Origin of the sequence: Spirosoma sp. KCTC 42546, from assembly GCF_006965485.1 — a bacterium.
Classification (GTDB): domain Bacteria; phylum Bacteroidota; class Bacteroidia; order Cytophagales; family Spirosomataceae; genus Spirosoma.
Window position 1 is genome coordinate 7,241,073 of sequence record NZ_CP041360.1, and the last position, 21,001, is coordinate 7,262,073.

General features: G+C 47.9%; 13 protein-coding genes. 9 read left to right on the plus strand and 4 right to left on the minus strand.

The window, feature by feature from the left end:
• Positions 1 to 55 precede the first annotated feature (55 nt).
• Positions 56 to 3,109 (plus strand): two-component regulator propeller domain-containing protein, encoded by a 3,054-nt coding sequence (locus EXU85_RS29560; protein ID WP_142775530.1) that lies wholly within the window; start codon positions 56 to 58, stop codon positions 3,107 to 3,109.
• A gap of 71 nt (positions 3,110 to 3,180) precedes the next feature.
• On the opposite strand, the gene EXU85_RS29565 is transcribed toward EXU85_RS29560, so the two are convergent.
• Positions 3,181 to 4,947, minus strand: coding sequence for a glycosyltransferase family 39 protein (locus EXU85_RS29565; RefSeq protein WP_142775531.1), 1,767 nt, complete (start codon positions 4,945 to 4,947; stop codon positions 3,181 to 3,183).
• 97 nt (positions 4,948 to 5,044) lie between these two features.
• Positions 5,045 to 5,770: a bifunctional 2-polyprenyl-6-hydroxyphenol methylase/3-demethylubiquinol 3-O-methyltransferase UbiG gene (locus EXU85_RS29570; protein ID WP_142775532.1), complete on the minus strand. Its 726-nt coding sequence runs from the start codon at positions 5,768 to 5,770 to the stop codon at positions 5,045 to 5,047.
• A 408-nt stretch (positions 5,771 to 6,178) separates the two neighbouring features.
• Between EXU85_RS29570 and EXU85_RS29575 the strand changes: the two genes are divergently transcribed.
• From EXU85_RS29575 to EXU85_RS29605, 7 genes are all read left to right on the plus strand, one after another.
• Entirely contained in the window at positions 6,179 to 7,714 is a 1,536-nt protein-coding gene (locus EXU85_RS29575; RefSeq protein WP_142775533.1) for a TolB family protein, read from the plus strand.
• Between the two features lie 446 nt (positions 7,715 to 8,160).
• Complete coding sequence (locus tag EXU85_RS29580) at positions 8,161 to 9,810, plus strand: glycoside hydrolase family 28 protein (RefSeq protein ID WP_142775534.1); 1,650 nt, start codon at positions 8,161 to 8,163, stop codon at positions 9,808 to 9,810.
• Positions 9,811 to 9,949: 139 nt separating this feature from the next.
• Positions 9,950 to 10,957, plus strand: a complete 1,008-nt coding sequence (locus EXU85_RS29585) for a pectinesterase family protein (RefSeq protein ID WP_142775535.1) — start codon at positions 9,950 to 9,952, stop codon at positions 10,955 to 10,957.
• Between the two features lie 67 nt (positions 10,958 to 11,024).
• Entirely contained in the window at positions 11,025 to 12,722 is a 1,698-nt protein-coding gene (locus EXU85_RS29590; protein WP_142775536.1) for a glycoside hydrolase 43 family protein, read from the plus strand.
• A 10-nt stretch (positions 12,723 to 12,732) separates the two neighbouring features.
• Positions 12,733 to 13,944, plus strand: coding sequence for a glycoside hydrolase family 105 protein (locus EXU85_RS29595; protein ID WP_246859294.1), 1,212 nt, complete (start codon positions 12,733 to 12,735; stop codon positions 13,942 to 13,944).
• 183 nt (positions 13,945 to 14,127) lie between these two features.
• Entirely contained in the window at positions 14,128 to 15,081 is a 954-nt protein-coding gene (locus EXU85_RS29600) for a hypothetical protein (protein WP_142775537.1), read from the plus strand.
• A 227-nt stretch (positions 15,082 to 15,308) separates the two neighbouring features.
• A complete protein-coding gene (locus EXU85_RS29605; protein ID WP_142775538.1) occupies positions 15,309 to 15,731 on the plus strand; it encodes a S9 family peptidase in 423 nt (140 codons plus the stop codon).
• Between the two features lie 221 nt (positions 15,732 to 15,952).
• Here EXU85_RS29605 and EXU85_RS29610 read toward each other — a convergent pair whose 3' ends face one another.
• Together EXU85_RS29610 and EXU85_RS29615 are read right to left on the minus strand one after the other, a co-directional pair.
• The gene (locus EXU85_RS29610; RefSeq protein ID WP_142775539.1) at positions 15,953 to 17,077 is read right to left on the minus strand and encodes a sensor histidine kinase; all 1,125 of its coding nucleotides are present in this window, start codon (positions 17,075 to 17,077) and stop codon (positions 15,953 to 15,955) included.
• Between the two features lie 279 nt (positions 17,078 to 17,356).
• Positions 17,357 to 18,118, minus strand: a complete 762-nt coding sequence (locus EXU85_RS29615) for a LytTR family DNA-binding domain-containing protein (protein ID WP_142775540.1) — start codon at positions 18,116 to 18,118, stop codon at positions 17,357 to 17,359.
• Positions 18,119 to 18,272: 154 nt separating this feature from the next.
• On the opposite strand from EXU85_RS29615, the gene EXU85_RS29620 reads away from it, so the two are divergent.
• Positions 18,273 to 20,666 (plus strand): TonB-dependent receptor domain-containing protein, encoded by a 2,394-nt coding sequence (locus EXU85_RS29620; protein WP_142775541.1) that lies wholly within the window; start codon positions 18,273 to 18,275, stop codon positions 20,664 to 20,666.
• Positions 20,667 to 21,001: the final 335 nt, after the last annotated feature.

Sequence of the window (21,001 nt, forward strand, 5' to 3'; positions counted from 1 at the left end):
CTCAACCGTACCCATCGTAGTACTCATAGTCAAAAAGGCTTTTTCACGGTAACCAATGCGTTGTTTTCTGTTCGGTCTATTGGTACTTCTGATTTCCGGGGCCGCTTCAGCCCAAATGCCCAGCCTAAAGCTTGAACACCTGACAACCCGCGAGGGATTACCCTCCAACGATGTCTGGTGTCTGAACAAAGACCGGCAGGGCTTTTTGTGGATCGGTACGGGCCGAAATATCTGTCGTTACGACGGCTACAATTTTCTGCGATTAGATAGCCTGAAACTGGGCTATTGCTCTGGCGTTTCGACTGACTCTAAAGGCGATATATACACCTCCAACGACACCCGGGGCCTTTGCAAAATTGATGTAAAAACGCTGGCCGTAACAACTGTAGTCAAAAACGATTACGATGATGCCGACCCGAGCAACGACCTCCACGAGCAGGGAATGGTTGACTCCTACGATCAGGTGTGGGTGTGCGACTATACCTCGGTGCAACGCTACGACCCGTCCACTAAAAAACTCCATCGCTACACCTTTTCACAGACCGCTTCGGGTGGCGATGTGTATCAATACGCCAGCTTTTTCGAGGATGCCCAGCGCCGACTGTGGATCGTTTCGGAAATAGGGCTCTATCGGTTTGACCGTTCGCACGACAAACTCATTTGTGTGCTGGGGAAGGAAGCTCGTTTAGCCCGAAATCGCATACCCATTCGCTTATGCAAAGCCTCCGCCGATGCCGACGGTAACCTTTGGCTTGGTGGCTATGAGTATGGCTTAGTCCGGTTTTCGCCAGAAAGTCAGACATTCCGAATTCGAAAGGAAGGTTTCGATCATACAAATGTGGTGTGCGTGAAGGAGTCGCAGGATGAAAATGGGCAAAAAATCCTGTTCGTGGGCACCGATGATGGGGTGAGTATCTTTTATCCCGGCCGGAATCAATTGTACCATTTACCTGAGTTTTACAACAGTGGCATTCAGGTAAAAGATATGTACGACGATACTGTCAATGGGATTCTGTGGATCGGCACGGGCGAAGGTATTTATAAGTACCGCTACCGAAACGTTGGTATTCGTACTGTAGATATCCCCCCCAACATTGTTCGGCTACCCGTAAAAATTACCAGTATTTTACCCCTTCCCAACGGTAACTACCTGTTGGGTTTATCGCATTCGGGGGCATTGATCTGGACACCTGCCACTAACCACTTCCAGCAACTGCCGTATCCCACCAATGAGAATGCGCTCACGCAGCAATTTCGTTGGATACAGGGGCGTCCTTTTGCGTTTACCGATAAAGGTGTTTTTGCGGGCGATCTTCAGAAAGGCAGTTTTTCTGTCTGGCAACCAGCGGCCCGTTTGTATAAAAACACTGATTTTCGCGACGGTCTGCTCGACCGGAAAGGCCGGATCTGGATTGCCAATTTAAACGAAGGGGTAAAGGTGGTTGACCCCGCAACAAATCAGGAACTCAACCTGTGGCCCGAAAAGGAGAATCGCAAACTACTGAATCTGACGTACATAAAAGGAATTCTGGAAGGTATTGACGGGCGTATCTGGGTAGCCACCTGCTCCCGCGGACTATTCTTTTTCGATGAAAAGCGGGCTGAGTTCATCAACATCGAAAGCCTTCCGGCTAATAAAGGCAAACTTATTGGTGGAGATTGTATTAATGGAATGCAACGAACGGCTGACGGGTCTATCCTGATCTCCAGTTGGGGGGGCGTCTCGAAGCTATCAAGTAAAGGCCATATCCTGACCACGTTCGAGTTCAAAACGGATGCCCTTATCGACACCTATTGTTCGAACATTGCCGAATCCCCGACTAAGCATCTTTGGTTTAGCACAAATGAAGGTATCAATATTGCCAATCCCAAAAACCACACGATCCGCTACCTGACTACTATTGAGGGCTTACACAGTAATTCGCCGGTTGGGTTCTACTATAGCCCGGCTAACGAATTATTTCTGGGCCACACAAACACAATCAATATCCTCAATGTCAGCCTGTTAAACAATCAGACCACAAAACCCCATATCGCCCTCAGTTCGATTGAAGTAAAAGGGAAACCCATCCAGCAGGATGTGTCGAAGGAGATTATGCTGCAACCTGATGAGAATGCCATTACGCTGAGTTTCTCGTCACTGAATTACGAGCCGTCCTCTAAAAACCAGTACAAGTATCAGTTGCAGGGCCTGGATACCAGTTGGGTCGATCTGGGTGATCAGCATATGCTCTCGTTTACAAATCTGGCTCCAGAAGCCTATCAGCTCAACATCAAAAGCGGGAATGGGAGTGGAATCTGGACGGATAAGCCATTAGCGGTTCGTTTTACAGTGAAACCCCATTTTACGGCTACCTGGTGGTTCCGCTCCCTCATTGGCCTGTTCATTGGTGGTCTTGTAGTGGGTATGATGCGGTGGCGTGTGAATGCCCTGGCTGAGCGAAACCAGACCATAGCCGAACGCAACCACATGGACCTGCAAATTGCCGAATTGAAACTCAGAGCCCTACAATCGCAAATGAACCCTCACTTTCTGTTCAACTCGCTCAACTCGGTTCAAAATTACCTGCTCACCGATCGGGGTATTGAGGGTGCCAAATACCTGTCTAAATTTTCCAGACTGGTTCGGCGCATCATGGAAAACTCGAATCATCAGTACCTGCGCTTCGAGCAGATTATCGAAACGCTACGGATGTATGTCGAAATGGAGTCGTTCCGCTTCAATCACGAATTTCATTACGAATTCGACATTGAAGATAACGAAACCTTGCTGGATGCCCTGTTGCCACCCATGCTACTCCAGCCCTTCGTCGAGAATGCCATCTGGCACGGGCTAATGCCCAAAGAAGGAGAGAAAAAACTTACCATCTCCGCCTACATCGACCGTAACCACATCTACTGCATGATCGAAGACAACGGTGTTGGCCGAACACTGACGCCCCAGCGGGAGGGGCACATTTCAAGGGGTCAGGAGATGACCAAAGGTCTTTTCGAATCGCTCAGCCGGAAAGACAGCAAGGCTAAACTCGAGATTATCGACCTCTTCGACGCCACTCATAACCCGGCAGGTACCCGCGTAGAAATGATAATTCCCGTTGAAAAAGGGTAGAACGTGCTATCGAATGCTGGCCAGATGAAAAATACGAGTGAATATGCACGCCAGTACCAACAAGCACACACTTAATAGCGGTATGTGTTGCCTTTCAAATCAAAAAGCGTGATCTTCTTGCCTGACGGTTTGACCAGCGTGATTTTATCGACTTCGGTTGTGTCCATCCGCTGTACATACTCAGCATCTTTGGGCAAATACATATTGGTCAGTTGGGCATCCTGAATTGAAAAAGGCCAGTACGTCTTTTCAATTTCATCGCGAGGGTGCAGCCGAATAGACGGATAAAGCACCGTATCTCCCGGCACATAAGCCTGCTTGATCTTTTGGGCAACCAGATAATAGGGATTAGGGCTACGCTGTCTGGCAAAATACGTGTATTTGGGCTCCTGGTCCTGATAAATGTGGTAGAGCAGCCGAATAACAAAATAACACTGGATCGCTAAAACCACCCACAGCACTTCCCGGAACTCGTTTTGGATGCGCGCAGCCTGTTGCAGCAACAAGGCCACCAGAATAACACTGAACGGAAACGAGAAACCAGAATAACGCTGGGTAATTCCATAGGTGTGCCCATTTCGAAAGGCCATCACGATCAGAAAGAGGGTAGGTACAACGGCCAGCATGATAACAAAGACCAGGAGCGGAAGTCGTCCTTCCATCGCTTGTCTACGAATGGCCAGCAGGAGAAGATAGGCAAAGGAAGGGAGCGCAGCTACCACTACATACTGAAGGTTGATGACCGTAACCAGCGGCAAAGCAGCTATCAGCAGAAGCGGATAAAGCAGGAATACCCACAGTGGAAGTGGGCTCATTGGGTGGTAACGATAAAGAAGGCCGACGGCGAACAAACCCAAAAACACTGAAATCGCTACATTCCGAATCCCCAGAGCATCGATTTGCCCTAGCCCATTCGAAATAATAAACAAATCCGCCCAGATGGGTGCAGAGCGTTCAGCAACGTTGATCAACGTTGCTGGCAGAATGATCCCAAATCCATTCTTGTAGGGATCTGTGAGCGCCAGATTCCGGTAAAACTGTGCCTGATAGGCAAGCGTTTTAAAGGTATAAACCCCTCCACCAAACAGGAACCATAACGATACGAGCCCCACCCCCACCAATCCCGTCAGCAGAAAGGGTACCCAACGGCGTGCCGGTCGTACATAGATCAGTGCATAGAGACCATGACATAAAAAAACGGTGATCGTCAGGTAATGCGAGAGTAAAGCCATCACAAATACAAGTCCATATACCAACAGGCGTTTGTTTACGGCTTGCCCTGATCGATGTTGATCCAGGATCAATAAAAACAAATGAGTTGCTAATAAGGTCAGAAAAAAGCTCATCGAATAATTACGAGCCATGTGGCTATACGCAATAAAAAAGGGCTCGACAGCCGTTAACAACGCACTGAGTAAGGCTAAACGCTCGGATTTAAAATGTCGGCGAACAAACAGAAAGACCAGACCAACGAGTAGTGTACTGAACAACACGGAAGGGAAGCGCAGCGAGAAATCACTCAGGCCAAACAACTTAGTCCACAGCCACAAAACAGCGTAATAACTAGGGCTATTGCCAATATCTCCCCTAATATTGGCACCAATAAAATCGTCAATAGACTTTTCTTTCCAGAATTCACGGGGTGTAAAATAGGGTTTTCCAGGTGTAAAAAACACGTCCCGCTGGTTAGCCCCCTCCATAGAAATTCCCTGGGAGATAAGCAACGTATACTTTTCATCAAGGTAGATACCATAGGTGCCGGAATGGTAAACCCGTAAGGCAAAGGCCAGAATCAGAATTACTGCCAGGACTGCGTTCGTCGACTTGACTAATTTCATACATGAATGGCGTTAATTTAATGGACAATGGTAATGTAGACTCATTACTCATTGTCCATTATTCATTATCCATTGCTTATAGTTACACTTGCCAGGGTCATTTACGTTTCGTACAGAAGATAATAAACTGAGCTGAGAATATGTGCTTTACCACCGGTATTTTTTCCAATAGGGGCTGAAAAAAATAGATCACTTTGGCGGGGCCTGTTGGAAAGAAAAACGGAACATAGCCCACGTAATTCCAGGACCGGATCTGTCCACCTGCATTTCGTATCCATCGTTTTAGCTCCCACTGAAAGAAAGACTGCTCCTCATGCTCGATGTGGTATTGGGAGGTTCGTTCGATGATTTTCAGAATAGGGTTGTTCCCGTTGGGTTCCATGATAATCAGATTGTCGGCCAGTTTAAAGGCATTGGTGATAGCCTTCTGCTGATCGGACAAATGATGCAACACCCCCCGAATAACGGCAACATCGTATTTCTTTGGGGGTACGGGTAGCTGATCATCGAGGAGATTGATCGAGCTAAATTGTACAGACGGATAGTTTTGTTTAGCAATCTGAATGGCAGATTCGGCCGGATCAAACCCATGTACTTCCAACTGCGGAAAATTCTGTTTGATGTTGTGGGTGTACATACCATCTCCACAACCAATATCTACCAGCGTTTTGTAGGAAGGGTCAATGAGTTTAAAGATTTCGTCTGAAATACGTTTGTTAGCAACGTGCGACGAGAACTGAGCATTGGTGGTGTAGAGAAATCCACCATTTTCCCGCACGTTTCGATTAAACTCCTGAACATTCTTTTTTAGAGTCATATTCATGAAAGAAGATAAATCTGGTGAGAGGATAGATCCTACTAACTTCGAAATGGGCACTAGTAAGCAATGACTACTAGTTAACTAGCAGACAATGGGTACTGAGAATTGAAGAGAAAAGAATCAGGTACGCTGAGGCTAACAAGCCTATAGTAAACGGTATCCGCTATATATCGTCAGGAACGTAAGATGTTCAGCTAGTTCAACTTATGCTGATGAATTTTGAAACCAAATAAAGAAATGAAATGAAAAAAAGCAACCGTTAAGCTGGATAGCAATTATTTTTTTAGATAAAGCACTCCTCCCTCCAGGTTAATTGCTCATTAATTACTTAGTAGTCGGTAGAATACACCCGGCAAGGCTTTCGTAGATAGACCTAACTAGAACGTATTACCAACCTAAGTAAGCCCTTTTATGAAACGCCTAACACAAACATTGCTGGCTGGTTTAGTCAGCTTATTGCTGACTCCAACCAAGCCCCTCTTAGCCCAAACAAAGCTGGGAATTTTTGAAGGACATACCGACATTGGTGCCGTGTTAAAGCCGGGATCGGCACAGTATAATACAAAGACCCACCAGTACGAACTCTCTGGCTCCGGCTATAATATCTGGTTCGACCACGATGAATTTCACTATCTGTGGAAACGCATCAAAGGTGATTTCATTCTCTACACGCGGGCAAGCCTGCTGGGAAAAGGCGTTGATCCGCACCGCAAAGTTGGCTGGATGGTTCGGAGCAGCCTCGACGGCAAATCGGCCCATATCAACGCGGCCGAACATGGTGATGGCCTTACGTCCCTGCAATTCCGCCGTACAACCGGGGCCAATACTGAAGAAGTCCGTTCGAAATTAACGCACGCCGATGTGATCCAACTGGAACGAAAAGGGAACACCTACACCATGCGGGTCGCCAAATTTGGCGAACCCTTCGTGACCGAACAGGTGACTGATTTAAATCTGGGCGACGAAGTGTATGTAGGACTCTTCATCGGATCGCACAACAAAGACGTACTTGAGCAGGGTACCTTCCGCGATGTGCGTATCAGCGTACCCGCTCATGATGGCCTCGTCCCCTACCGCGAATACCTGGCCAGTAACCTGGAGATATTGGACGTAGCCACAGGTAACCGGCAGGTGATCTTCAACGCACCCAAGTCCATTCAGGCTCCTAACTGGATGCCCAATGGAAAAACCCTACTCTATAATGGCGACGGCCAGATGTATAGCTTCAATCTGGCAAAAGGTCAACCCTCTGTGCTGAACACGGGAGATGTAAAAAATAACAACAATGACCACGTACTGTCGTTCGATGGTAAAATGCTGGGACTGAGTAGTGGCGTAAAAGAGTTAGGTGGTTCTATCATTTACACCGTACCGGCAACGGGCGGCACACCGAAACAGATTACCCCCAAAGGTCCCTCCTACCTGCATGGCTGGTCGCCGGATAAGAAAACGCTGGTCTTTACGGGCTCACGGAATGACGAGTACGACATTTACAGTGTCCCCTCTGTCGGTGGCCCCGAAACCCGATTAACCGAAGCGAAAGGGCTTGATGACGGTCCCGAATACACGCCCGATGGCAAGTACATTTATTTCAACTCCAGCCGTACCGGCACCATGCAACTCTACCGTATGAAAGCCGACGGTAGCGAGCAGGAAGCGATTACGAATGGGGAGTTTCACGACTGGTTCCCGCACATCTCACCCGATGGCAAATGGATCGTATTCCTGTCCTTTTTGAAGGAAGAAGTAAAAGCGGATGATCACCCATTTTACAAGCACGTTTACCTGCGCCTGTTACCTATCTCGGGTGTTGGCCAACCCAAAGTGATTGCATACATCTACGGAGGACAAGGTACCATTAATACCCCTTCGTGGTCGCCAGATAGCAAACGGGTTGCCTTTATCAGCAATACGGCGGAGAGTAGTATTAGTCCTGTTGAGAAATAAGAGCGCTCGCTAATTACCCAAATGTTACCATATTAATTATTTATTTAACAAAATACCAAGACTACTTACCTTTTGGTATAGATATTGCTTCTTTTAATTTCATTCTGTTAACTGTGGGCGCAGTTATAGTAATGTAGATGTAATAGGAAACGCTGGCTCCGTTAGGGCCAGCGTTTTTTGGTTTAGCACGGTGTGGATTCAACAAATACCATCTTGGGGCGGACATAAGACAAGCTCATCCTGACTGAACTATCGGCCTGGGCAGTCCCTTCTTTTTTCGGCAGGATTGCAACCGTACTGTATAGTATTATTTAAATAATTATTAGAGAATAGCCCTTATTTAGTTAAACTATTCCAGTAATCAATAAAACTATTTGCGGCCTTATACCCCGTTGTTTGTCCTTGGTAGTATAAGCCCACGGCTGCCGAGTCTTGAACCAGAAGAAATGAATAAACATCAATTCCTAGTAGTTGCTGCTCTTGCAACACTGACCAATATTCCGACATGGGCGCAATCTCCTCCTACCTATAGCTGGACTAATCTGCCCAAAATCGCTCAACCCGCTTTTCGAAAGGATACGATAACGATTCTGGCGCATGGCGCAAAACCCGATGGCGTTACGCTGAATACGAAGTCGATCAATGCGGCCATTGCTGCCTGTAGCCAGAAAGGTGGTGGCGTGGTACTGGTGCCCGCTGGCTTATGGATGACGGGCCCAATTGAGCTGAAAAGCAACGTCAATCTACACCTGAAAAAATCGGCGACCCTGCTATTTACCACCGACAAAAGCCAGTATGCACTGGTCGAAGGTACGTACGAAGGCAAACGAGCCGCCCGGAATCAATCGCCCATTTCGGGGGTGAATCTGGAAAACGTAGCTATTACGGGTCAGGGAATTGTTGATGGCAATGGAGATGTATGGCGAGCCGTAAACAAAGGACAGTTGACCGACAGCCAGTGGCAGGAGAAAGTAGCGTCGGGCGGGGTGTTGAAAGACGATGGCAAGGTCTGGTATCCGAGTGAGCAGTTTAAACGGGCCGCTACAGAAAATAAAAGTATGTTGCTGGCAGCCGGGAAAACTCCTCAGGATTTTGCCGATATGAAGGACTTTCTGCGGCCTAATCTGCTGGTGCTGACGTCCTGCAAAAAAGTGTTACTGGACGGCGTTACGTTCCAGAATTCGCCCGCCTGGTGTCTGCATCCGCTGATGTGTCAGGACCTGACTATCCGAAACGTCACCACCAAGAATCCAGAATACGCCCATAACGGCGATGGTATGGATATCGAATCCTGCAAGAACTTCCTGATCGAAGGGTGCACGCTCGATGTGGGCGACGATGCCATTTGCATCAAATCCGGCAAAGACGAAGAAGGTCGTAAGCGCGGCATGCCGACAGAAAACGGCATCATTCGGAATAACACCGTCTACAACGGTCACGGCGGATTTGTGGTGGGTAGCGAAATGAGCGGAGGTGCCCGCTATATTTTCGTCTCGAACTGCACATTCATGGGGACCGATAAAGGGCTTCGTTTCAAATCGGTGCGGGGTCGTGGTGGCGTTGTCGAGCACATCTACGCGAAAGACATTTTCATGAAAGACATTGCGCAGGAAGCTATCTTCTTCGATATGTACTACTTCGTCAAATTCGCGACGGATGGGGAACGAGATGAACGCCCGGTCGTGAATGAAGGGACACCTATCTTCCAGAATATGAAGTTTGAGAACATTGTCTGCAATGGAGCCAAAAAGGGCGTTTTCATTCGGGGATTGCCCGAAATGGCGGTCAAGAATATTACAATGAGCAACCTGGTTCTTCAGGCCGACAAAGGCGTGGAGTTGATCGACGCCAGTGGTATTCGTCTTGACCATGTACAGTTAATAACCAACGATACCAAGCCCGTCATTCTGGTCGACAACAGCAGCAATCTTACGTTCGATACCGTTCAGTACGATGCGAATACCAGTTTGTTGTTTTCAATAACGGGCGAGCGTAGCCAGGCCATTCGGGTCTCCCACACCGATCTCACCAAAGCCAAAACCAAAGCTGAGTTCAGCAAAGGTGCAGTCGAAAAGCAATTGGTTATAAGCCAGTAGGTAACGATTAAATTAACCACAGAGGCACAGAGAACACAGAGTTTACATAGAGCTTGTTTAAACTCTGTGTTCTCTGTGCCTCTGTGGACAATAAAATGTATTCGTGCTTAAACCCCTTGACCGTTCCAACTATAATCCAATGATTCGATTTTCATTCCTGCTTTGCCTATTGATCTGGGCAACAGGCACATTTGCCCAGACTCCTCCGCCTGCTTCCCCCACGTCTCCGGCTTCGGTTACCGTGGCCCTGGATGGAAGTGGCAACTTCAAAACGATTCAGGAGGCCGTCAACAGCTTCCGCGACCATATGCAAGTTCGGGTTACGCTCTATGTTAGGAACGGCGTGTATGCCGAAAAACTCGTTATTCCGTCCTGGAAACCCAATATCCACGTTATCGGCGAAAGTAAAGACGGGGTCATTATTACGGGTGATGATTACTCAGGGAAAGACTATCCGGGCGGGAAGGATGGAACAGGGAAGGATAAATTCAGTACCTACACCTCCTACACGGTTTTAGTCGATGCGCCCGATGTTATTCTGGAGAATCTGACCATTCGGAATACCGCTGGTCGGGTTGGACAGGCTGTGGCGCTACATGTAGAAGGCGACCGGTTTGTGTGCAAAAATTGCATGCTGTTAGGCAATCAGGATACGTTGTACGCAGCCGCCGAAGGAAGCCGACAGTACTATGAAAATTGCTTTATCGAAGGAACGACCGATTTCATTTTCGGAAAATCAATCTCTGTTTTCCAATCCTGCACCATCAAAAGCTTATCGGACTCGTTCATCACCGCGGCTGCTACGCCTGACTATCAGCAGTATGGATTCGTCTTTTTCGATTGTAAACTCATTGCCGATCCAGCCGCGAAAAAAGTATATCTGGGTCGCCCCTGGCGTCCGTATGCCAAAACGATTTTCATTCGAACCGAAATGGGCGACCATATTCTGCCCGTCGGTTGGGACAACTGGGGCAATGCGGCCAATGAAAAAACGGTGCTCTATGCTGAATACGGCAGTACCGGCGTTGGCGGAAATACAGCAAAGCGAATCGCCTGGTCGAAACAGCTAACCGCTAAAGAAGTACGCCAGTACACCGTGGCCAGTATCTTCTCCGAGAAATCACTCTGGCTACCGGAAAAGCAATGAAGAATGAAGAATGGACAATGTAGAATAGAGAGTCTGTACTCATTATCCATCACCAATACCTACTCGTATGAAATCACAGTTACTCTCTTGGGCATTTTTTCTTGTCACACTTCCTGGGTTTGCACAGAATACTGTATCGAAACCTTCTTCATTTGATGTATCAACGCCTTATGTGTCGAAAGTTTGGGTAGCGGACTTAGGCAATGGCTCTTACAAAAACCCCGTTCTGGACGCCGATTATTCGGACCCCGATGCCTGCCGGGCGGGAGATGATTTCTATCTGGTCGCATCCAGTTTCGATGCCATTCCGGGTTTGCCCATCCTTCATTCAAAAGACCTGGTGAACTGGACCATCATCGGTCATGCCCTGAAGCGTCAGCCCCCTTTCGATCATTTCGAGAAGACCCAGCACGGTAACGGGGTTTGGGCACCTGCTATTCGCTACCACAACAAGGAGTTCTACATCTATTACCCCGACCCCGATTTTGGCATCTACCTGACCAAAGCCACTAACCCGGCTGGCCCCTGGTCGGCACCAGTGCTGGTTGAAAGCGGCAAAGGATTGATTGACCCTTGCCCGCTTTGGGATGACAATGGGCAGGTATATCTGGTACACGGCTGGGCGGGTAGCCGGGCCGGGATTAAAAGCATCATTACGGTAAAAAAGCTAAGTCCCGATGGCACAAAGGTGACGGACGAAGGTGCCATTGTGTACGACGGCCACGAAACCGACCCTACCATCGAAGGGCCGAAAATCTATAAACGGAACAGCTACTACTACATCTTTGCCCCGGCGGGTGGCGTACCTACGGGCTGGCAACTGGTGTTACGTTCGAAAAGTATTTATGGACCCTACGAACGGAAAGTCGTTATGGATCAGGGCAAAACGCCCATCAACGGGCCGCATCAGGGCGCGTGGGTCACGACAAATCCGGGCAAAGGGAAAGCCGCTGAAGACTGGTTTTTACATTTCCAGGATAAAGAAGCCTATGGCCGGGTGGTACATCTGCAACCGATGAAGTGGGTGTCCGACTGGCCCGTGATTGGCGTAGATCCCGATGGCGACGGCAAGGGCGAACCCGTGTTGACCTATAAAAAACCAAATCACACCAGCGGAAAATCCTATCCGGTTGCTACCCCCGCTGAATCGGATGAGTTTAACACAACAGCACTGGGCTTGCAATGGCAGTGGCAGGCGAACCCGAAAGGCATTTGGCACACAACCAGTCGGCAGGGATTCCTGCGATTGTACTCCTACAAAACACCGGAGGACGCGAAAAATAACTGGGAGGTGCCAAACCTGCTGATGCAGAAATTTCCGACAGAAACCTTCATGGCCACCACAAAGGTCATCTTCAAGCCGAATCCGAAACTGGAAAATGAAAAGGCAGGCTTGATAATTATGGGGTTGAGCTATGCCAATCTGATGCTAAAAAGTAGCAAAGAGGGACTTGCTCTGGTCTACGGTGTTTGTAAGAAGGCATCGGAAGGAAAATCCGAAGAAGAGACAGTCATTACCCGTATCAATCCGGGCACCCCGGTTTACCTGCGCGTTGCTGTAACGAAAGGGGCGAAATGCCAGTTCAGTTACAGTTTAGACGGGCAGAATTTCACAAAAACAGGCGATAGTTTTCAAGCCGAAGTAGGTCGCTGGATCGGCGCTAAAATGGGCATCTTCTGCACCCGTACCACCCAGATCAACGATTCGGGTTATGCTGATTTCGACTGGTTCCGGGTAGAGCCCGTGACAAGCGTTACACCTTAATACCCTACTAATGAGCAAGATAACAAAGCCATACACACGTACCTTATGGCTACTCTTTTGCCTAACTACGGCTTTTGCCCAACCCGCACCCACCGTTGCTACCAATGCGCCCTGGTCGGTTCGAATGGCCGATTCGGACATGATCCGAAATCCCAAAGGATGGATGCTCGACTTTTCCAAAGAGCCTCGCTGGGGGTATTGCAATGGGTTGGTGTGTAGCGCACTCGAACAATTGTGGAAGAAATCGGGCGATGAAAAATACTACACGTATATCAAGGGCTATGCCGATGACCTGATCAATCCTAACGGCACTATAAAAACCTATACCCTTAGCCAATACAACATCGACGCGGTTAACTCGGGCAAAATCCTCTTTGCCTTGTACGAAAAGACCCACGACCCAAAATACGAAAAAGCCATTCGCTTGCTACGTAGTCAGATGCTAACCCATCCGCGTACGAGCGAAGGCGGTTTCTGGCACAAAAAACATTATCCACACCAGATGTGGCTCGATGGGTTATACATGGCGTCACCGTTTTTAGCCCAGTATGCCCAGGTCTTCAACGAACCTGCCTTGTTCGCCGACGTAGCCAATCAAATTCAGCTCATCGACAGGCATAATAAAGACCCAAAAACCGGACTGTATTATCACGGCTGGGACGAAAGCAAAGAGCAGCGCTGGGCAGATAAGGAAACAGGAAAATCACCCCATGTTTGGGGACGTGGTATGGGTTGGTACGCCATGACCTTAGTGGACGTTCTGGATTATTTCCCCAACGACCATCCGCAACGAAAGCAGATAATAGCCATTACGAATCAGCTGGCACAAACATTGGCTACCTATCAGGATAAGCAAACAGGTCTTTGGTACCAGGTCATGGACGTAGGCAAACAGGACGGCAATTACCTGGAATCGTCGGGCTCAACTATGTTCGTTTATTTCCTGATCAAAGCCGCGAAGAAGGGCTATATTGACCAGAAATACGCAGACGTTGCCCGGAAGGGATACGACGGCATTCTAACGAATTTTATTAAAACTCAACCCACAGGCATTGTAACCATTACGGATGCCTGCGCGGGCGCTGGTCTGGGTGGCACGCCCTACCGCGATGGCTCCTATGAGTATTATTGTAAGGAAGCCAAACGGGATAACGACCCAAAATCCGTCGGCCCCTTTATCATGCTGGCGCTTGAGTTTGAGGGGAAGAAGCGGGGGAAGTAGTAATGTAGAGGCCAATATCGTGGTGGCAGATACTTATATCTGCCACGATAGGTTTCTCAAAACCTATTTTTCACATGTAGGTTTTGAGAAACCTTCTATATCGGTTATTAGTAACCGACATCACTTATTTTTGATAGTAGCTTTAATGCTCCGAGTTCGACAAAACAACAACGCGTTTAACGCATGAAAAAGAACCTCACCACCAGCTTATTTTCCGCACTTTTTGTTCTTCTCTATTTACAGGGTGCTGCGCAACCCTCTCCCACTAGTTACCCATCCCGGCAGTTGTTGTTACGTGACGAGGGGCTTTCTAAATTGAATTACATTGACCTGGCCCACCCCGAAAAAAACTACTTCATCGCTGTTCCGGCGGGTCGGGATCTGCAACTGGTGGGGCAGGGACGGGTGATGATCGGCACCGGTAAGGGGTATGAAGAGCGGGACATTAAAACGGGCAACAAAGTAGCCGAACTCACTACGTTCGATGGCACCATTGCCGCCCGACGCTTACGCAATGGCCATATATTGCTCGTGGGCTTGAACTGGCAGGGAAAGAAAGGCATCGTACTGCTGGAACTGGACCAGAACCAGGCTGTGCAACGAACCATCAATTACCCCGATTTTACCTATGTCCGACTGGTTCGGGAAACCGTCGACGGTAACTTTCTGATTACCTCCAATGATCAGGTGTTTGAGGGTAAACCCGATGGTACTATCGTGTGGCAGGCTCGGCTTACGAAACAGGACAAAGCACAACACGCCTGGCAGGCCCAGCGACTGGGCAATGGTTCTACGCTGGTAAGTGGAGGCTATTCGGCCAACTTCCAGCGATTCGATAAAAAGGGCGTCTGGGTGGATAGTATTAGTGGCCCGCCCATTGTAAACCCCCATTTTTTTGCTGGTTTTCAAGTATTGAAGAACGGGAATTGGGTCGTTGCGAACTGGCAGGGACACGGGCCTGAACACGGAGCCAGCGGTACACAGATACTGGAATATACGCCAGCAGGTAAGCTAGTCTGGTCGTGGAAGCAGGACCCTAAGCAGCAGTCGTCCATACAAGGTGTTTTGGTTCTGGATGGACTGGACCTGAACCGGCCGCATGTGGAGGACGCTCAGGGGCGACTAGTGCCAAATTGAGAAGACCCGATTTGGCGAAAGCCCTAAAGAATTCTCAGATTCCGTAATGAAGTGAGTTCTATTTCGTGTGGTTGTCCCCTGGAATCAAGAGTTGGGGAGAACTCCCGTTATTGAATCGAGAAAGATTTCATGGTGAATTGTAGGTTATCTATGGCTCACAAATATGAACCTGACGACACATGCGGTTTGGAATGATCGTTTTCTTGCTATGTATAGGGGGGCCTTGCTTGGCCCAAACTCAACAAAGCGTCAGTTTTACCAACCATAATCAGGTATTAGCTGGCACGCTCAAGATGCCTCCAGGAACGGGCGTTCACCCGGCGGTACTGATTATCTTAGGCAGTGGCTCTAGCAATCGAGATGGGGAGGTAGAGGGACTTAAGCCCTTCCAGGCAATGACGACCGAACTGGGCAAAAAGGGATTTGCTGTGTTACGCTATGATAATCGGTCTAAAGGTCGCTCATCAGGTAAGCCAATGGAAGAGTCTACTACTACAGAATTGGCTACTAAACGACGGTACGAATTCGGAAAAGTCTTCAACACGGTTAATCAAGCGCATTCAATACTGCAAATTAAGCACGTAGACCATAACTTAATTACGACCGATCAGCGTGTTCCAAAGCAGTCTCCTCGGCCTTTACAAAAGTAGTAGAAGAGGAGGCACGCAAATTGATTTAGCGATGTAGTTATCTTAAGTAAACCCTCCTAACTGAGACGACTGAGTTCTCATGTAACAGCTCCATAAATGGGGCGTTTAACAAAATAGTTAATCCACGAGTACATAGCCTTAAGTTTGGCACTTTGACTAACCTATAGTTCATTAGTCAAAAAATGGCTTAGGTAGTTGATAGGCTTTCCGAAGGTCAACCATTAACGAAGTGCTCGCTCTTGTTTCGACAAGTTCAAGCGAAGTGTTATTGTATACGTTGTTTCTTTATCTAAGATCATTAGATAGTGGTCTGGGTACTGAAGGGATAACCTTTTTTTTACATTAGATACGCCCAAACCACCCAGTACTGAAGAAGGATTGATTGGCTTACTATTGATCAGCGACAAATTCAGTACATTATCATGAACCACTAGGGTCAGCTTTACCCAGGATTTTTGGGCGTTATTTTGAACCCCGTGCTTAAAGGCATTTTCAATAAAGGTAATTAATAAGAACGGGGCGATCTGGAGCGATTCGTCAACCAATTGGGGCAAATCGTAATCCAGCACTAATCGCTTGGCCGTTCGGAGCTCTTCCAGATTCATATAATCCCGAATGAAGCGCAGTTCCTTGTTTAAGGGAACGAGCGAATTGGCGGTTTCATACAAGGCGTAACGCATCATACCCGATAGCTGGAGCGTTATCCGGGCCGCCTGTGGATTCTCTTCCTCCGTCAGGGCATAGATGCTATTGAGCACATTGAACAGAAAATGGGGATTAACTTGACTTTTCAGGAAATCCAGTTCAAGCCGGGTGTATTGTTGCTGAAGCTCTCCATGACGTACTTGCCTGCGGTAGACTTCCAATACGAGCTTCACGGCTAACGGGTAGAAAGCACGCTCAATGATAAATGATAAGTGAAAAAAGGTGCCTACATTAAATAAAGCTTGTCCGTAAGGCAATCGCTCAAAATGGTTGATTGATCCCGAATAATCGTCCGCTAGGCCGAAATAGTGCTTGACGATAGACGATGAATAGTAATAAACCGTAAAGAGAATCACATAATAAAGGGCCAGGCCAGGCAATAGGACAAACGGACGGCGGCCATAGTGGGTAAAGAGATAAACCAGACTATAATACTGGACCAGGACGCTCAGCGAATCCCGTAAGATAGGCCCTACGTACGTTTTGATGGGGTAATGAAGCGATGGATTGGGATAGAGAAACCAGGGAATGTAGGTAGAAAAAATCAGCAAAAACACCCCCAGAATCAGCACCCCATGAAAGCCGACTCGGGTCCAGCCCCGATACTGGGCTTCATCGGTCAGTAGGGTTAGTCTAAACATGGACACAGGCGGAAAGCGATACGCGCACAAAGTAATCTGGTTGGGGCAGCTTTGCCTCTTTTTTCGATAAAGAACCCTTTTTATCCGATGAAACGCACGATCCGACTTTCATCGAAAAAACGAAGCTCTTAATCGATTTAATGGAAGCCCCCGTTTGGCCCGCGCTACTTTCGTTCCCAATAGGAACCTCCTTGATTCTCAGATGCACGCAAACGGATTACAGTCTTTACGTTCAGAAAACATACCGGCAGGCAATCGCTGGTCAGCGAAACGGCCTCCCTAAACAGTCAGCCACTTCTGTACCGCTTCTCGTACGGGGGCTCGGTAGTTAGGCCCGACAACCAACGTCTGTCCCGTTGAGGTATGAATGGTATTTCCTTCCAGGGTTTGAATGTGGCGCAATTGGATGATGCAGGATCGATGGACCCTCAGAAAGCGGTCGGCGGGTAGGGTATCGACTAGCTTTTTCATCGTTAAGAGAACTACCAGATAGCGATCCGCTAGAAAAATTTTGAGGTAATCACCCAGCGATTCGGCAAAGACGATATCATCTACCCGGACTTGTTCCAGTTTCCGGTCGGTTTTAAAGTAGATAAACTCTGCACCTAATGTGGGGTTGGCAACCGGTGGTAACAGGCTTTTTTGCTCTGGCAAAGAGCCTGCCAAGGGCGCACTGGTTTTCTTCTCTCTGGCGCGTCCAATCGCTTTGAGGAAACGCTCAAACGAGATGGGTTTGAGCAGATAATCCGTCACGCCCAGATCAAAACCATCCAGGGCATGTTCAGGATTGGCTGTCGTCATAATTACGGCCGGGTGTGGGGCCGGGTAAGCCCGTAAAAACTCAAGCCCCGTCAGTTCTGGCATCGTGATATCGAGAAAAATCACATCGGGTAACAAATCCGGTAGCTGATTAAAGGCGATAATGGCATCATCAAAGGTGGCGATTAACTCTAGTGAAGTAACGCGCCGGACATACTTTTTCAAGAGCTCCTGGGCCAGGAATTCATCGTCAATAATCGCGCAACGAAGTGGATTTGTCATAGTGAGTGTATAATCCGATAAGCGGGTATACTACAGAGGTAATAGCCGATGGTTTTACCGGCAAGCGCCTACAGAACCCAACCTAAAAAGTGCTCAACTCGATTGGTCGCTTCCTGCTTCAAGTCATATTCTTCCCTGCTTTACTCTGTATATCATGAAAAAAATCACATCTCTCCTCCTTTGTTTGTGGATTTGTCTTCCTAGTCTTGCCCAATTTCAACTACAAGGAACAGCCGTTGAAACGCTTCATCAGCCAGCACCTTATACAACCATTCGGCTCGCTTCGGCGACAGACTCCAGCACGATCAAAGGAGCCGTAACCGACGAAAAAGGCTTTTTTAGGATCGATAATCTAGCGGCTGGAACGTACTTACTTCATGTACAGTCGGTTGGCCACCAAGCCACATGGCTTCCTGTGTTTTCGTTAAATGAAACTAATCCAACCAAGGATTTCGGCGTCATTACGCTGAATGAAAAAACAGAAAAACTGGCTGAAATAACCGTCAAAGGGCAACGAAGTTTGGTGGAGAACCAAGGGGATCGGATGGTATTGACCGTAGCCAACAGCGTCATTGCTAAAGGAAACAAGGTAGAAGACCTGCTGAACTATGCACCCTTGGTGTCAAAAACGCCCTTGGGTATTAAAGTGGGCAACAAAAGTAATGTTCTGATGCTGGTGGACGGTCGCCAGATGGGTCAGGGTGCTCTAGACAACTTCCTGCAAAATTTCTCGGCGGAGGATATCCTAAAAATTGACGTAATCCCCAACCCCTCCGCCAAATATGATGCCAGCTTCGGAGCCGTCATTAACATAATCACCAAGAAGAGCTTAGAACGAGGCATCAATGGGCGGCTGAGCACTACCTACTCGCAGGGACACAATGGGCGCTTTAACCCCAACGGCTCCCTTAACCTTCGATCGCCGAAGTGGAATGTGTTCACTACCCTCAATGGCCGACTTGATCAGGTGGGATCTGAGGAGGCTACAGAACGTGCTTATCAAGGCGGTTCTATGTCGGGGCAAGCCTTCTCGGCTTATAAAACCAAAGGCTTTTCCACCTTTAGTGGCGTTGAATTTTTCCCCAACCTAAATCATGCGCTGGGTATCCGGTTCAATAGTAATGCACAAACCGTTCGTAGCACTACCGACGGGACAACGGCGTTTAGAAGCCATTTCGTCGGGGAAGATTCATTACTTTTATTGAGTCGGCTTGAAACGGATTACACGCGGAATTATGATGCCAATATCAACTATACGGGTAAACTCGACAGTACGGGCAAGGAATTGTCGGTTAACCTAACCAAGAGCTTTTTCGATCGATCAAATACCCAATACTTAGGCTATCAGTATCAGAATGCAGACGGTAGCTCGATACGCCCACCCAGCCGGGCTCGAATTCAGAACCCCAAAACGGAGGAAAATCTGATCCTAAAGGCTGATCTAACGCTGCCCACAAAAGGCGGACGCTGGGAGTCTGGCTTTCAGTTAACAGCCATTAGCAATGACAACCTGGTAACCCAGGAAAATGAAGCGAGCTCAGGAGTCTACGTACTCGATTCGAACTTTAGTAATTCCGGAAAGTATTCCGAAAATTCCTTTGCAGGTTATGCCAGTTACAGTACCAAATTTAGACCCGGCTGGTCTGTGCAAACCGGTTTACGGTATGAACGAACCCATCAGGAACTGGTTAGTTCAAATCTGAGTCGGATATATTCCGGTTTTTTTCCTAGCCTAAGCCTGAGCAAAACACTACACAACGGCCCAAAATTTAGCTTTTCCTACGCTCGTAAAATAGCTAGACCGTCCTTATCGGCGCTGGTACCTTATCGCTGGCAATCCGATCCTTACCTGATTTCGGTAGGTAATCCGGGTCTAAAGCCATCCTTTGCCCATACGCTAGACGCTAACGTGACCCTGGGTGGGCTGACCCTGTCGATTAACTATTCCAACACACAGGATGCGATCCTGAATACCGTATTTTTTGATCCAGACACCCGGATTTATACCGTATCGTTTACCAACTTAGCGCGGCTTCACAGCGAATTTGTGGGTCTTACCTGGGGCCATGATTGGTATAAGTGGTGGTCTATGAATTGGAATCTGGGCCTTCGGGGCTCTCAAACTGATTCGCCTATCGGTCAGTATGATGCTGGCAAGTTGACGGGCTACGGCCTACAAACCTATATTAACAATGTATTCTCTTTACCCAAAAGCTACAAAGCGGAATTGCTCCTGGTCTACGAATCACCCAACCGAAGCACGATCAACCAAAGCAAAGCGCTATTTTTCACATTCATTAGTCTTAATAAGTCCCTATTTACCGATGGGAATATCAAACTTATTTTCCGGGATGTATTTCATTCGCAACTCTACCGCTATGTCGTTTCCTATGGCAATGTGTCTTCGAGTAATCAATACTATAATGATAACCAGCGCATTCAGGTAGCGTTTACCTATAATTTTGGCAAACGCACGGTAAAGCCCGCTAAAGACCGAAGCCTAGGCAACGACGCGGAGAAAAACCGGATGGGAGGTGGTGTGAGATAATCGGCTAAATCGAAGCAAATTGTGTCCGCATGTTACTCCCTGCCTACTCGCTGGCAGCTTTGTTAAGCCGGTTATGGGCTGTAGTTGCAGATCATCCTATACACCGTCGACTTAAAGCGCATCGAGTAATCCATATCAGCCCAATACAATACTAGTATCTAATTAAGCAATCAATGAGCATTCAATTAAGATAAACGCTCACAACGAGAGACCTAGAACCGTTTATGTGTCTGCGTCGAGCAACTGGCGTTTACTGAAACGCAGAAGTCACACCCGTAGTTAGCCTGAAGGGTTTCCTACTTCGGCTACTCTATATGCACTTAGTAGAACGAAGA